Origin of the sequence: Burkholderia sola (genome assembly GCF_905400185.1) — a bacterium.
Classification (GTDB): domain Bacteria; phylum Pseudomonadota; class Gammaproteobacteria; order Burkholderiales; family Burkholderiaceae; genus Burkholderia; species Burkholderia sola.
The window spans coordinates 2,669,935-2,685,532 of sequence record NZ_FR989676.1; the positions used below are offsets into that span (position 1 = coordinate 2,669,935).

Genomic DNA, 15,598 nt, shown 5'->3' on the forward strand with positions numbered 1-15,598 from the left:
TCAGTCGAAGTTGTAAGCCTGGGCGATTTCGAGCCCGAGGCTGTTGTTACGGCCGATGAAGTCGGTCAGGAACTCGTGCAGGCCGCTCTTGAAGATTCGCTCGACCGACGTATCGGACAGCATTTGCAGGATCTTCGTGGCCGTGTCGTGACATGGGTGTGTCACGCCGTAATCCTTCGCGAGCAGGTTCAGGCTCGATACGACGCGCCCGTAGCAATAGCGCAGCGAACGCGGCATGCGGCCGTTCAGGATCAGGTAGTCGGCAATGTTCAGCGGCTTGTACTGCACGTCGTACACCCAGCGGTACGAGCGATGCGCGGCCACGCAGCGCAGGATCGTCTCCCATTGGTAGTTGTCGAGGATCGTGCCGACGTGCGATACCGACGGCAGCAGCAGGTGGTATTTCACGTCGATGATCCGCGCGGTGTTGTCCGCGCGTTCGATGAATGCGCCGATCTGCGCGAAATCGAAGATCTCGTTGCGCAGCATCGTGCTGTAGAAGCTGCCGAGAATCAGCGCGGTTTCGCGTTTCACCTGGTCGAGCACGGCCGGCAGCTCGCTTTCCGGCACCGGCTGCGCGAACGCGCGGCGCAGCGCGAGCCACGCGCCGTTCACGCTTTCCCACGCCTCGCGCGTGAGCGCCGTGCGCACCATCCGCGCGTTCGAGCGCGCGGCCTCGATGCACGACAGCACGCTCGACGGGTTGTCGCGGTCGCGCAGCAGGTAGTCGGTCACGGTATCGGCCGCATACGCGTCGTATTTCTCCCGATAGCCGTCGTCCGCGCCCGAGCTGACGAGCACCGACGACCATTCGGCCGGCGCGTCGGCCGTGCGCGTGAGCGCCATCCGCAGCCCGGCATCGACGATGCGCGCGATATTCTCCGCGCGCTCGATATAGCGGTACATCCAGTAGAGACCGCTTGCAGTACGTCCCAGAAGCATCTCGTGTCCACTCCGTCTTCGTTCGGTTCGCGCGCCGACTCCGGCGCGCGCGGTCGTGCCCGGCTCAGTCGGCCAGCACCCAGGTGTCCTTGGTGCCGCCGCCCTGGCTCGAGTTGACGACCAGCGATCCTTCCTGCAGCGCGACGCGCGTGAGCCCGCCGGGCGTGATGCGGATCCGGTCCGACACCAGCACAAACGGTCGCAGGTCGACGTGGCGCGGCGCGAGGCCGGCGTCGGTCAGGATCGGCGTCGTGGACAGTGCGAGCGTCGGTTGCGCGATGTAGTTCGCGGGACGCGCGCGCAGCTTCGCGGAAAATGCCTCGAGTTCGGCCTTCGACGCGCACGGCCCGACCAGCATCCCGTAGCCGCCCGAGCCGTGCACCTCCTTCACGACCAGTTCGTCGAGATGCGCGAGCACGTACTTCAGGCTGTCGGCCTCGCCGCAGCGCCAGGTCGGCACGTTCTCCAGCAGCGCCTTGCGGCCCGTGTAGAACTCGACGATTTCCGGCATGTACGAGTAGATCGCCTTGTCGTCGGCGATGCCGGTGCCGGGCGCATTCGCGATCGTGATGTTGCCCGCGCGGTACACGTCCATGATGCCGGCCACGCCGAGCACCGAGTCGGGGCGGAACGTGAGCGGATCGAGGAACGCGTCGTCGACGCGGCGGTACAGCACGTCGATCGGCTGGAAACCTTCGGTCGTGCGCATCGCGACGCGGCCGTCGATCACCTGCAGGTCGCTGCCCTCGACGAGGTGCACGCCCATCTGGTCGGCGAGGAACGAATGCTCGTAGTACGCGGAATTGTGGATGCCGGGCGTGAGCACCGCGATGGTCGGGTTGTCGGCGTTGCCGCCCGGCGGGCACACGGCCGCGAGCGACTGGCGCAACATCTGCGGATAGGTTTCGACCGGGCGCACCTTCACCTGCTGGAACAGCTCGGGGAAAAGCTGCATCATCGTTTCGCGATTTTCCAGCATGTACGACACGCCGGACGGCGTGCGCGCGTTGTCTTCCAGCACGTAGAACGCGTTCTCGCCGGTGCGCACGATGTCGACGCCGATGATGTGCGTGTAAACGTTGCCGGGCGGCCGGAAGTCGATCATCTCCGGGATGAACGCCTCGTTGTGCGCGATCAGGTGCTTCGGCACGATGCCCGCGCGCACGATTTCCTGGCGGTGGTAGATGTCGTCGAGGAACGCGTTCAGCGCCATCACGCGCTGCTCGATGCCGAGCGACAGCCGGCTCCATTCCGAACCCGAGATGATGCGCGGGACGATATCGAACGGAATCAGCCGCTCGGCGGCTTCCGCGTCGCCGTAGACGGCGAACGTGATGCCTGTCTTGCGGAACACGCCTTCCGCGTCGTGGGCCTTCTGGGCGAGGCTCGCAGGATCCTGCGTGTCGAGCCATTGTTTCAGGCGCGCGTAAGGCGCCCTCACCATGTCGCCGGATTGCAGCATTTCATCGAATGGCTTCATCGATCTTCTCTCCATCGATCGTTTTCCCCGGCATTGCGCATGCCGGACCGGCGTACTGATTGCTTTGCAAGGAACGTGCCTTGCTCGATCCCTTCGATATCCCCCTGTTTTGCGCCGTGCAGGCACGCCTGCGCGGCATTGCGCACCATAACGGTGCAACGTCGGGCGCGACGGGCGCTGGCGGTGCGCCGCGAGCGCACACGGCCGATGCTGCGCCGCGTCCGACGAACATAGTTCCCCCGCGTGTCACGAATGTGCAATCTGCACTGCACCAAAAACGGCGAGCCGGGCCCCCGGAACGACCGTGAACGGGGCGGGCCGGCACGCACACGGCGCAGCCGGCCCTGGGGAAGTGCCGTCCGGGCGGCCGGGACAGTCCGACGCGGTGAACTGTCCGGTTAACCGGTCCGGCCCCTCAACGCTATGCAGCCGTAATCCCGCCGACAACGCCCATGCATATTTCGACTGACACCGATCGAAAAAAAACATCGGCCCGACCGGCGCGATGCGCGGTACGCTAGAACGTTGGTGCAGCAGACGGCGCCGCCTTTCAGGCGCCCGACTATAAAAAGCGAAGATCGAAATGGAAGCAAAGTGGCTGGAAGATTTCCTGAGCCTGGCGGATACCAAGAGCTTTTCCCGGGCCGCGCGTCACCGGCACCTGACGCAGTCGGCATTCAGCAGACGAATCGCCGCGCTTGAAACCTGGATGGACGCGAAGCTGGTCGACCGGAGCATCAACCCGGTCGCGCTGACGCCGGCCGGCCAGATGTTCCGTGGGCTCGCCGCGGACATCCTGCGCAGCATGTATGCGGCGCGCAATCTCGTGAACGGCTACGACCAGTTCGCGGCGAGCGACCAGGTCGTGCGCTTCGCCGTCGCGCACACGCTCGTGTTCACGCTGTTTCCCGAATGGCTCAAGCAGCTCAATAGCGAGGTCGGCCACGTCACGGCCCGCGTCAATGCGGTGAACGTGCCGGAGGGCGTGCAGCAACTGGTCGAAGGCGAATGCGACCTGCTGCTCGGCTATCACCACCCGCAGTTGCCGATCGTGCTCGATCCGAACCACTTCCCGTTCGTCAGCCTCGGCGTCGAGCGGATCCTGCCGGTGTCGTCGCCCGATGCGCGCGGCAAGCCGGTGTTCCAGCTGCCCGGCACGCCCGACGCGCCGCTGCCGCTGCTCGCGTATTCGTCGGGCGCGTTTCTCGGCAACATCGTCGAGATGCTGCTGCTGAACGCGACCGAGCCGTACGTGCTGCACCGGTGTTTCGAGACGCACATGTCCGAGGCGCTGAAAGGCATGGTCGTGGCCGGGCACGGCATCGGCTGGCTCCCGGAAAGCTGTGTCGCGAAGGAGCTCGTGGACGGCACGCTCGTGTGCGCGGGCGCCGGCGACTGGATCACCGAACTCGAAATCCGCCTGTATCGATCGGCGCGCAAGCGCGGGCTCGCGGCCGAACAGCTGTGGGCCTACATCATGAACCGGCCGCGCACGGCGCTCGACGGCGCGATCGGCACCGAAGAGGCGGCCGCGCCGGCGATGCGCAGCGCGCGGCGAAGCGCGGGCGGCAGCCGCTGATCGCGCATTCGCGCCGTGAGCATCCACGGCGCGAATGCGCGTGGTTTCAATAGCAATCGATAATCCCGTCCGACGCCATAAAATCCCTTGCAGACCTGTAATCGATCTGCGGAAAAGCGCAAACGTTTGCGAATTCACATCGTATTTTTTACTGTTTTCGGTATTAAGTAAGAATATTCAGCGAGATTTTCCAGACAGAAATACCTTGTTACACAAGTTTCCATTTACCTGTAACTGCCGGGATGATCAAAAACGTCGCACCCTCATTTCACAATCCACGACCTGTACTCGGACCTTCATCGATTCGCCTTGAATACAGGTGCAATAGTTTCTTTTATCAGTCGTTATTTTTCGGCACGAAAGTCGATACCTCCGACGTGATTCAAAGCGTGCTCGATCATCGCTACCGACGAGCAATTTCCATGTTCGGAATTCTCGACTTTATTCAGAATTAAGAAATCCTCACCAATCCGTCCTTATCCTGTTTAGATAGGATCTTTCCCTTCGTCCCATTCGGGCCACACGCAGTTGTTGGTTCAAAAACCATCGTGTATCAATAGCGTGTCGCAAAAAGAACGTTGGCAAATTCGACTCGGCGTCGATGCGCGTCATCGCGTCTGGACGGGAGATTGCAATGTCACCCTCGCTTCGACAACATGCTCGCCCTTTCCTGAGCGCCGTGCTTTCCACGCTCTGCATGAACGTCATGGCCCAGACACCGGCGGCTTCGTCGCCGGCGTCCGGGCCGGGGGCGAACCGGTACGTGATTTCGTATATCTGCGGTGACGCGCGGATCGACGGTACCGCGCCGCTTCCGCCTGACGGACGCCCGTACAACCTGGGCGTGTCTTTCCTGTCGGAGAGCACCGGACAGCCGCTCTCCAACGTGCAAGTGCGCCTGCGCCGGCATGGGCGCGTGCTCGTCGAATTCAATGCATCGGGATCGCGCTGCCTGTTCAGCGTGCCGGATGCGAGCTACCGGGTCGAAGGAACCTATCAGGGAGCAACCCAGTTCGCGATCGTCGAGACGGGCACGCTCACGACGCAGTTGCGATGGTGAGCGTCGCGCCGATCGCGTCATTCGTCGAACGTATCGAATCAAGGAGCCTTGAATGCCTCGTGCAGAACGACCGGACGACTCGCCCGCCCGTGAGCCGAAACCCTCGTGGGGTCCGGGAAAGAATGCGGCGCTCAGCGTCGCCGCATTTGCCGCGATCTTCGGTGCCTTCGCGTATGTCGAGCGAGACGCAAGGATCGGCCATGCGAGCGTGACGCACGATATCGCCGGCGTGATCGAAAACGCCGCCGGCAAGTACCGCGAGTTCATCGTGGCGGCAACGGGCGGCGCGTCCGGCACCGCGGCGCCCGCGGGCTCGACGGCGACGGTCGCGCAGGCCGGGCCGATTCCGCCGTCTGCCTCGGCGACGCCGGCCATGTCGGCCGCAGCCGAACCGCCCGTACCGCCGCAAACGACGGCCCGTTCCGACGTGAAACCCATGCGCCCCGCGCATGTGCCGGCGACGAAGCTCGCGGCCGAGCCGCACGCCGCGTCGGCCGCCAGGCGCACGGCGCGCGCCGGCGACGCGCACCGGACATCCCGTTCACAGGCGCTGGCGCGCACGAGAAAACACCCCGACCCCGTGCCGAAACAGCAACCGCAATCGTATCTCGCCGGCACGTCGCACATGGAAGCGACCAGCGTCACACACGAAGAGCTGGAAGGCGCCCGCGCGCTGGCCAAGGCGCGCTGGTGCGCACAGATCGACGAATGGAGCTGTGTGGAGCAAAACGCGAGCCGTGCACTCGCCATCGATCCGAAGAACAGCGAATCGCGCGCGCTGCTTGGACAAGCGATCCGCAACCGCTTGTGAGCGGGCCGGATGTCGCCGGGCCTTGCCGCCCGGCGGCATGACGGCCGGCGACGCGCGCCGTCGGGCGTGCAACCGATGTGATCGTTTCAAAGTGAGGAGACACCGTGGCTAACAATCGTCAACAACAATGCACCACCGTCGTTCCGCCGACCCGGAGGATCCTCCTGCATGCGCCGCTGCTGTGCCTGCTCGTCGCGTCCGGCCCATGCCTTGCCGGCGAAGGCGACGCGCAGCCGCAGGTCGCCCAGGGTTCCGGTACGCAGCCCCCTCAAGCGCCGACGCCGATCGCGCAGGCGTCGGATACGTCGATGCAGATCGCGCAGGGATCGAACCCGGCGATGCCGACCACGGTCGTGGTGGACCCCGACGCGCCGCAGCCGAGCGGGCCATCGTCGAATGCGCCGATGCTGCTTGCGCAGGCATTCGTCGACACCGCGCCGCCGGATACGTCGGCGCCACGCGCGCAGACGTCGGATGCACCGCAGCCGCCCGCCCAAACCGCGACCGCCGCACCGCCCACACCGCCCACGCCACCGACTACGCCGACGCTCACCGCGCAGGCGTCCGGCACGCCGATGCCGAATTCGCCCACGCCCATGACCCAGCCATCCGGCGCCGAGCCGCCGTCGTCCCCGCAACCGAATTCACAGTCACCCGGCGCGCAACTTCCCGGCGAGCCAATCCAGCGATCGCAAGGGCCCGACGTCCAGGCGCCGAATCTGCGCACCGCCGACGTCGCGACGGTCCGCAACGACGTGTTCGGCCTCGCGACGAGCGGCGGCGCGGTCAAGGCGCTCGACGAAGCGAAGGCCCGCCCCGATGCGTTCTCCGCCGTCGACATCGCGCAACTCGAAGAACTGTCGATTCGCCAGCAGGTTCGCGGCGGACGCGACAAGTCACGTTCGATGACGAGTTCGGACCGCTTCGACGGGCTCGACAACGCGCTGCGCGCGGCCGACGACCTCGACAAGCGGATGCCGGCCACACCCGAGTACACGCCGGTCCGCACGGCGCTCGCGGGCGATCGGGTCGTCGCCCTTGCGGCACGCGGCGACATGAAGCCGGCCGTCGCGACGTTCGAGACGATTCCGTCGAATGCGGAGATCTCTATCGACGCGCTGGCGGCCGTCGGCGACGCCTACCTGTACCTGAGCGAGCCGGCCAAGGCGAACGCCGTCTACGCGCGTGCGCTGCAGCAGGCGACCGCGTCGCCGACGGATCGCGCGACCCGCGGCTTCCAGTACGGCGCCCGCACGCAGCCGATCGAGCTGCGCGAAGGGCTGTTCTGGTCGTACGTCGACCAGGCGCGTGCGCCCGAAGCGAAACAGGTGCTCGACGACATGGAGAAGTCGCTGCCGCCGGTCAAGCAGGTGACCAACGTCGGTCCCGGAGAAAGCGACTATCTGCGCTACTACCGGCTGCGCGCGCAGTACCTGATCTTCACCGGACACGTCGACCAGGGGATTGCCGCGCTCGAAGAACTCGAGAAGCAGGTGCCGTTCAACGCGGAGATCCGCGCCGCGCACGCCGACGCCGTATCGGGCCAGTCGCATCCGCGCCAGGCGATCTCGATGTATCGCGCGTCGCTGACCGATCACCCGGACAGCGTCGAGATGCTCGCGGGCCTCGGCCGCGCGTCGCTCGTGGCGGACGACTACGCGACCGCGAAGACCGTCGACCAGACGCTCGGCAACACGTTCCCGGACAGCGGCGCCGTGCGCGGCTTCAAGCGCGACTACAAAGCGTACCGCAGCCCGGTGTTCACGACCGACCTGAGCTTCGAGCACGGCAACAGCGCACTGGCCAACAACAGCTTCACGTCGGACAGCTATGTGTATTCGCAACCGTTCGGCGACAACTGGCGCGTGTTTTCGCACACGTTCTACGGTTTCGCGCAGACCGACGACGGCAACCTCAGCCGCACGCGCACGGGCATCGGCGGCGACTACCGGCATGGGCCGCTCACGGTGCTGGGCGAAGTCACGCGCTCGATGGGCGGGGACGGTCGAACCGGCGGCCGCGGGACGATCGCGTACGCGCTGAACGACTACTGGACGGTCAGCGCCGGGCTCGACACCAACGACAACTCGCTGCCGTGGAAGGCGTATGCCGCGCACATCTGGGGCCGCTCCGCGAACGTCGAGGTCGTGTATCGCCAGAACGACCGACGCCAGGTCAGGCTGAGCTACGGCGTGAGCCGCTACAGCGATTCGAACTTCCACCAGGAGATCGCGGCGACCGCCACGCAGCGCGTGTACACGGCTGCGAACCAGCTCGTCAACGTCTCGCTGAACCTCGGTACCGACAGCAACACGCGCCGGGACGCGCCCTACTTCAGCCCCGGTCGCGACTACGCGGCCGCCGCGACCGTGATGCATCAGCTGACGCTGTTCAAGAAGGGGGACGTGGGGCTGCAACAGCGCGTGTCGGTGTCGGGCGGCGTGTACAACGAGCGCGGCTTCGGCACCAGCCCGCTGTGGAGCGCGCGCCTCGAGCACGCGTGGACGTTCAAGCACGACATCACGCTGAGCTACGGCGTCGAGGTCAGCAGTCACGCATACGACGGCCAGCGCGAGCGCTCCGAAACCGGCTTCCTGTCGCTCAACCTGCCGTTCTAGCAAGGAGATCGGGCAATGCTGCAATCCAGACGGACCTTCATGTGCGGATGCCTCGGCACGTTTGCCGCCTGTTCGCTGTTTCCGGGCGTGACCGGCGCCAAGATGATCGACCTGCTGCCGCCGTCCGATCCGGCCGACGGCAAGACGTTCCGCGTGATCTGCATGCACGACGTGCGCGACAACCTGATGGCGTCGTTTTCGTCGCCGACGGCCATCATCGATCCGTTCGCGGTCGACACCGGCACGCTGACCGCGATCTTCTCGTGGCTGCAGACCAACAACTACCACACGATCACGGTCAAGCAGATCGAGGCGTCGCGGCACGGCGGCAAGCCGCTGCCGCCGCGCTCGGTGCTGCTCACGTTCGACGACGGCTTCCGCAGCCACTATACGAAAGTGCTGCCGCTGCTCGAGCGCTTCAAGTATCCGGCCGTGATGGGCCTCGTCACCGCATGGATCGACACGCCGCCGGATACGCCGATCCGCATCAGCGACAAGGTTCAGGTGCCGCGCGACTACTTCCTGTCGTGGGACGAGGTGAAGAAGCTCGGGCAGTCGGAATTCGTCGAGCTCGGCTGCCACACGCACAATCTCCATCACGGCGCGATCGCCAATCCGCAAGGCAACGAGTTGCCGGCGACCACGTCGCACCTCTATCTGCAAGACCAGAAGCGCTATGAGACCGACGCCGAGTTCCACGCGCGCGTGCACGACGACCTGCAGACGTGCGTGCGGCAGATCCGCGAACGCACCGGCATCGTCGCACGCTCGATGGTGTGGCCGTACGGCGCGGAAAACCAGCCCGTGCGCCAGATCTCGACGTCGCTCGGCATGGACATCCAGTTCAGCCTCGACGCCGGCCCGAATACGCCGGACGTGCCGCTCGACCGGCTGAGACGGATCCTGATGATGTACGACGTCGACATCGGCGGGTTCGAGCGCTCGATGCGCGAACCGGCGTCGAACCGCGGCGACGTCGACGTGCCCGAGCGCACCGTGCAGGTCGACCTCGACCAGGTCTACGATCCCGATCCAGCGCGACAGGAAGCGAATCTCGGCAAGCTGATCGAGCGCATCTACCGGATGCAGCCGAAATCGGTGTACCTGCAGGCGTACGCGGACCCGAAGGGCACCGGCGTGGCCGAAGCGGTGTATTTCCCGAACCGGCACCTGCCGATGCGTTCCGACCTGTTCTCGCGTGCCGCGTGGCAACTCAATACGCGCGCCAACGTGCAGGTGTATGCATGGATGCCGGTGCTCGCGTTCCGGCCGCCTGCCGACAAGCAGCGCAGCCTCGAGGCCGTCACGGCATTCGGCGGCGCGCCGGCCCGCGAGAACGGCACGCGCGTGTTCCGGCTGAGCCCGTTCGATCCCGATGCGCGACTGATGATCCAGCAGATCTACGAGGATCTCAGCAAGCATGCGTCGTTCAGCGGCATCCTGTTCGGCGACGACGCGGCGCTCGACGATTACGAGGACGCGGGCCGGCATGCGCTGCGCACCTATTCCCAATGGGGGCTGCCGGCCGACGTCGGCAAGATTCGCGAGAACCCCGACCTGATGAAGCGCTGGACGCGCCAGAAGACGCGCCACCTGATCGACATGACCCGGCAGCTCGAGCAGATCGTGCTGGCTCACCAGAACGTCGGCGACGTGCTGACCGCGCGCAACATCTTCGCGATGCCGGTGCTCAAGCCCGAATCGGAAGCATGGTATGCGCAGAACTACGACGATTTCCTCGCCGCCTACGACTACGTCGCGCTGATGGCGATGCCATACATGGAGCAGGCGAAGGACCCGGAAGGCTGGCTGGACGAACTCGTGAAGGCGGTGCGCACGAAGCAGCGCGGGCTGCAGCGCACCGTGTTCGAACTGCAGTCGTACGACTGGCACGCGCAGAAGGCCGTGCCCGCCAGCACGCTGCTTGCTCAGATGCGGCGGCTGCGCAGCGAGGGCGCCGTGAATTTCGGCTACTACCCCGACAACTTCCTGAACGGCCAGCCGGAGCTCGACGCGATGCGCGACGTGATGTCGCTGAAGTCGCGCCTCGACCCGACCTCGATCAACGCGCTGATGCAGATGCAGCACGCGCAGGGAACCAAGACGCCATGACCTCCCATAGCCTCATCCAGCGCCTGCAGGATTTCGTCTTCTACTATCCGTTCTTCATGTCGTATCTGTGGATGATCGGCGGCGTCGTGCACTACTTCCTGCTCGAGGAGGGCCGCGAGCTGTCGACGCGCACGATCGCGTCGAGTGGCATCCCGAAGGTCTCGATCGTCGTGCCCTGCTTCAACGAAGCCGCGAACGCGCGCAGCGTGATCGCGCATCTGAACGGGATGCAGTATCCGAACTACGACATCATCGCGGTCAACGACGGCAGCAAGGATCGCACCGGCGAGATCCTCAACGAGCTGGCCGTCGAGATTCCGCGGCTGCTCGTGATCCATCACGCGCGCAACGAAGGCAAGGCGGTCGGGCTCACGACCGCGGCGGCCGTGTCGAACGCGGAGTACCTGCTGTGCATCGACGGCGACGCGCTGCTCGCGCACGACGCGATCGGCTGGATGCTCGAGCACTTCCTGACCGACCCGGGCGTCGGCGCGGTGACCGGCAACCCGCGCATCCGCACGCGCACGTCGCTGCTCGGCCGCATGCAGGTCGGCGAGTTCTCGTCGATCGTCGGGCTGATCAAGCGCACGCAGCAGGTGTACGGCCGCATCTTCACGGTGTCGGGCGTGATCACGATGTTCCGCAAGACCGCGCTCGCCGACGTCGGCTACTGGAGCTCGGACATGCTGACCGAGGACATCGACATCAGCTGGAAGCTGCAGTGCCGCGACTGGCGCGTCGTGTACGAGCCGCACGCGCTCAGCTGGATCCTGATGCCCGAGACGATCAAGGGGCTCTACCGGCAGCGGCTGCGCTGGTCGAAGGGCGGCATCCAGGTGCTGCTCAAGTACGCGGGCACGCTGATGCGGCCGACGCAAATGATGATGTGGCCGCTGTTCGTCGAGTACCTGATCGGCATCGCATGGGCGTACTCGATGTCGTTCATCCTGCTGCTCGCGCTGATCGACGTCGTCTACCCGCTTCCGCCGAACTGGCATGTGTCCGTGGTGCCGCACTGGCACGGGATGCTGCTGGTCGCGACCTGCATCCTGCAGCTGATCATCGGCAGCATGATCGACCGTCGTTACGACGAAAAACTCCTGATGTACTTCCTTGACACCATCTGGTACCCCGTCGCGTTCTGGCTGATCAGCATGATCACCACTGTCGTCGCCCTGCCCGCCGTCGTACTGCGGGGCCGCGGCAAGCGCGCCGTTTGGGTCAGTCCCGACCGAGGCATTCAACATGAAGAACGCGCCGATTATTGACCTTTCCCTGCGCGCACCGCGCGACATGATCGCCGAACGCGGCAGCATCGTCGGGCCCGTGCTCGTCGCGTGGTTCCGCCTCGTGCGGCCCGCGCTGGTCGGGGGCGTATGGGCATCGATCTGCATCTACACGTATCGCTACCTGTTGCCGTTCAACGAGGCCGAGATGCCGATCGAACAGATCGTGTTCTACGTGACGAGCATCGCGCTGATCGCCGGCACGATCGTCATGTGGCTGATCGCGGGACGCGTCGTGCATCCATTCGCCTATCGGTTACGCGTATCGAAGATGATGCGGCGCTCGGCCAGCGTGAAGGTGCGCTCCGTGCCGCCGACCGCGTTCGCGAGCGAGCGCCGGCGCGGCGCGCGGCGCACGACGCGCATTCTCGTCGCGTCGCACGATGCGAACGGGTCGATTTCGGGCATCGAATGGGTCGCCCATGCCGGGCCGCAGCCCCGCGAATAGCCCGCCGGAGACGTGCCGCGCCGGGCGCGACGCCTGCCGCGCGACGCGGCGCCGCTTCTGACATCGCGCCGGCGCGCGTCGCGCGCCAGCCGGAAAACTTCATGGAGACGAGGTGAATCATGTGCGGAATCGTCGGAGCAAGCGGCCTGAACAATCAGGTGCCGCAACTGGTCAATGCGCTGAGCCGGCTCGAATATCGCGGCTACGATTCGTGCGGCATCGCCGTGCAGGGCGACGGCCGCCTGCGCAGCGAACGCACGCTGCGACGCGTGACGGATCTGCAGGATCGCGTGCTGACGCTCGGTCTCGAAGCACAGACCTGCATCGCGCATACGCGCTGGGCGACGCACGGCGCGCCGTCTGAAATGAACGCACACCCGATCATGTCGGGCGACACGATCGCCGTCGTGCACAACGGAATCATCGAGAACCACGACACGCTACGCGCCGAACTGAAGCAACGCGGCTACACGTTTCGCGGACAGACCGACACCGAGGTCATCGCGCACCTGATCCACAGTTTCTATCGCGACGACCTGTTCGACGCGGTGGTGCGCGCCGTCAAACGGCTGCACGGCGCGTACGCGATCGCAGTGCTCGGCGCGCGCGAGCCGCAGCGCCTCGTCGCCGCGCGCGCCGGCTCGCCGCTCGTGATCGGCATCGGCGCCGAGCAGAACTACCTCGCGTCCGACTGCGCGGCGCTCGGCGACCTGACCGACCGCTTCGTGTACCTGGAGGACGGCGACGTCGCGCTGATCACGCCGGAGCGCATCGCCGTGGTCGACGCGGGCGGGCAGGACGCGCGGCGCCCGCTGTGCGAAGTGAAGGCGCGCGCGGACGACGCCGCGCTCGGCCCGTACCAGCATTTCATGCAGAAGGAAATCTTCGAGCAGCCGAAGGCGATCGACAGCACGCTCGACGGCATCGACACGATCTCGCCGGCGCTGTTCGACGCGACGGAAGGCACGCGTGCGCTGCTGTCGCGGGTCAGAAGCGTGCTGCTGCTCGGCTGCGGCACCAGCTACTACGCGGGCCTGACCGCGAAATACTGGCTGGAAAGCATCGCGGGCGTGCCCGCCCAGGTCGAGATCGCCAGCGAATTCCGCTACCGCGATACGGTGGCCGATCCGCGCACGCTCGTCGTCGGCATCTCGCAGTCGGGCGAAACGGCCGACACCATCGGCGCGATCGAACAGGCACGCGCGATGGGCCAGGCACTGTCGTTGGCGATCTGCAACGTCGCGACCAGCACGATCGCGCGCAACGCGCCGCTGCGGTTCCTGACGCGGGCCGGCATCGAACTCGGCGTCGCGTCGACCAAGGCGTTCACCACGCAGCTCGTCGCGCTGTTCGTGCTGACGCTGACGCTCGCGCAACTGCGCGGCCGGCTCGATGCCGCGCAAGTCGCGGCGCACCTGAAGCAGTTGCGCGCGCTACCGGACCGCATCGGCCACGCGCTCGCGCTGGAAACGCAGATCATGGGCTGGGCCGCGAAATTCGCGCGCACCGAGAATGCGCTGTTCCTCGGCCGCGGCATCCATTTCCCGATCGCGCTGGAAGGCGCGCTGAAGCTCAAGGAAGTGTCGTACATCCACGCGGAAGGCTATGCGGCCGGCGAGCTGAAGCACGGGCCGCTCGCGCTCGTCACGAGCGCGATGCCGGTCGTCACGATCGCGCCGGACGACCGCCTGTTCCAGAAGCTGAAGTCCAACATGGCCGAGGTGCGCGCGCGCGGCGGCCGGCTCTACGTGCTGGCCGGCAATCAGCTCGAGATCGACGCCGACCGCGACACGCACCTGATCCGCGTGCGCGAATCGGGCGACCTGCTGTCGCCGATCGTCAACGTGATCCCGCTGCAACTGCTCGCGTATCACGTCGGCTGCGCGCGCGGCGCCGACGTCGACAAGCCGCGCAACCTCGCGAAATCGGTGACCGTCGAATGACGCGGCGAACGCGCGCGGGACAGGCGGTCATGCGGCTGGCCGCGACCGTGCTCTGCGGCGCGGGCGGCGTCGGCGCAGGCTCGCCGGCCCTCGCCGGCGCGCCGGCCGTGCATACGGTCACCGTGTCGAGCGCCCCGTCGCCGCAGGACACCGGCGACCCGCGGCGCTTCATGCACGGCATCGGCGTGGCGGATGCGGGCGACGGCAAACGCTGGGTATTCTTCAGCAGCTCGGGCATCGTGCCGCGCGGTGCGCTGCGCAGCGGCAACTGGCCGCATGACGTGTACGTCGGCGAATGGCTGCCCGACAAGCGGCGCGCGCTGCGCGTCCGCACGTTCATCAGCCGCCCCGAGGCGCAGGAACCCGTGTCGATCGCGCAGAACGCGCGCGGCGACATCTTCGTCACGTTCGAGGACGGCTGGAACACGTCGCAGGAAGTCAGCCAGCGCTACGGCGTCTACCGCCGCGACCTGAAGCCGATCAAGCCCTATCCGAACGACGTCGAATCGGGCGGCCATTCGGGGCACGTCGCGACGGTCGGCGACCGCTTCGTCGTGTTCTATTCGGCCGACTGGGTCAACGGCGGCGGGGTCGACAACCTCGGCAGCGGCAACGGCGTCTACCTGAAAACCTACGACGCGGCCGGGCGCGTGCTGAACCATGTCGCGGTCGCGCCGCACCGCCGCGAGTGGTGGCCCGTGATCGCGGGCTCGCCGCGCAACGCGCTGCTGGTGTGGCAGAAGTTCATCGAAGGCAGCACGGACGCGACGCTCGAATACGCGATGTTCGACCCGGTCGCCGCGAAGCTGGAAACGTTCGGATCGCTGAACGGCGCGATCCAGTACTACGTGTATTCGGCCGCCTATGTGCCGGACATCGACCGTTTCATCGTCGTCACGACGGCGGCGGACGATCGCGGCGTCGCGATGCTGATCGCCCCGGACGGCCGCCGCACGGCGACGCTCGATTGCCTGCCCGCGTCGGTGCGCGAATCGGACATCGGCGTTTCCGGCACGCACGCGTACGTGCCGACCCGCGACGGCCGGCTGCTGACGCTCGCGCTCGCGCCGGCAGACATCGCGGTGAGCGGCGTGCAGCGCTCACCGATTCCGTGGGGCTCGACCGGCGTCGCCGGCTTCCCGGCGCGCGGCACGGTGATGCATTTCGTGTCGCTGACGCCGTCGGGAATGCGCGAAGCCGATTTCGAACCGAAGCAAGACACGCCGATGCCGAAAAACGAAGCGACGTGTTCGAATCATTGATGGCGGCCCGGTAACGCAATGTCGTCGTGAACGCGGGCAGGCCGCGTGTCGCCAGCG

11 protein-coding genes are annotated in these 15,598 nt (G+C 66.3%); 9 read left to right on the plus strand and 2 right to left on the minus strand.

Annotated features, from left to right (window positions below):
* Positions 1-942: an alpha-E domain-containing protein gene (locus KR541_RS28330; RefSeq protein ID WP_050018028.1), complete on the minus strand. Its 942-nt coding sequence runs from the start codon at positions 940-942 to the stop codon at positions 1-3.
* 64 nt (positions 943-1,006) lie between these two features.
* Positions 1,007-2,422 (minus strand): circularly permuted type 2 ATP-grasp protein, encoded by a 1,416-nt coding sequence (locus tag KR541_RS28335; protein WP_050018027.1) that lies wholly within the window; start codon positions 2,420-2,422, stop codon positions 1,007-1,009.
* 583 nt (positions 2,423-3,005) lie between these two features.
* On the opposite strand from KR541_RS28335, the gene KR541_RS28340 reads away from it, so the two are divergent.
* From KR541_RS28340 to KR541_RS28380, 9 genes are all read left to right on the plus strand, one after another.
* Positions 3,006-4,001, plus strand: a complete 996-nt coding sequence (locus tag KR541_RS28340; protein WP_050018026.1) for a LysR substrate-binding domain-containing protein — start codon at positions 3,006-3,008, stop codon at positions 3,999-4,001.
* A gap of 634 nt (positions 4,002-4,635) precedes the next feature.
* Entirely contained in the window at positions 4,636-5,061 is a 426-nt protein-coding gene (locus KR541_RS28345) for a hypothetical protein (protein WP_050018025.1), read from the plus strand.
* Between the two features lie 52 nt (positions 5,062-5,113).
* Entirely contained in the window at positions 5,114-5,872 is a 759-nt protein-coding gene (locus KR541_RS28350; RefSeq protein WP_050018024.1) for a hypothetical protein, read from the plus strand.
* 104 nt (positions 5,873-5,976) lie between these two features.
* Entirely contained in the window at positions 5,977-8,490 is a 2,514-nt protein-coding gene (pgaA, locus tag KR541_RS28355; protein ID WP_216089944.1) for a poly-beta-1,6 N-acetyl-D-glucosamine export porin PgaA, read from the plus strand.
* A gap of 18 nt (positions 8,491-8,508) precedes the next feature.
* A complete protein-coding gene (pgaB, locus tag KR541_RS28360) occupies positions 8,509-10,602 on the plus strand; it encodes a poly-beta-1,6-N-acetyl-D-glucosamine N-deacetylase PgaB (RefSeq protein WP_050018033.1) in 2,094 nt (697 codons plus the stop codon).
* Entirely contained in the window at positions 10,599-11,870 is a 1,272-nt protein-coding gene (gene pgaC, locus KR541_RS28365; protein WP_050018022.1) for a poly-beta-1,6-N-acetyl-D-glucosamine synthase, read from the plus strand. The genes pgaB and pgaC overlap by 4 nt, the downstream gene beginning before the upstream one ends.
* On the plus strand, positions 11,848-12,336 hold the full coding sequence (locus tag KR541_RS28370) for a hypothetical protein (protein WP_050018021.1): 489 nt from the start codon (positions 11,848-11,850) through the stop codon (positions 12,334-12,336). Before pgaC ends, KR541_RS28370 begins: the two co-directional genes overlap by 23 nt.
* A gap of 119 nt (positions 12,337-12,455) precedes the next feature.
* The gene (gene glmS, locus KR541_RS28375; protein WP_050018020.1) at positions 12,456-14,279 is read left to right on the plus strand and encodes a glutamine--fructose-6-phosphate transaminase (isomerizing); all 1,824 of its coding nucleotides are present in this window, start codon (positions 12,456-12,458) and stop codon (positions 14,277-14,279) included.
* The gene (locus tag KR541_RS28380; RefSeq protein WP_050018019.1) at positions 14,276-15,541 is read left to right on the plus strand and encodes a hypothetical protein; all 1,266 of its coding nucleotides are present in this window, start codon (positions 14,276-14,278) and stop codon (positions 15,539-15,541) included. The genes glmS and KR541_RS28380 overlap by 4 nt, the downstream gene beginning before the upstream one ends.
* Positions 15,542-15,598: the final 57 nt, after the last annotated feature.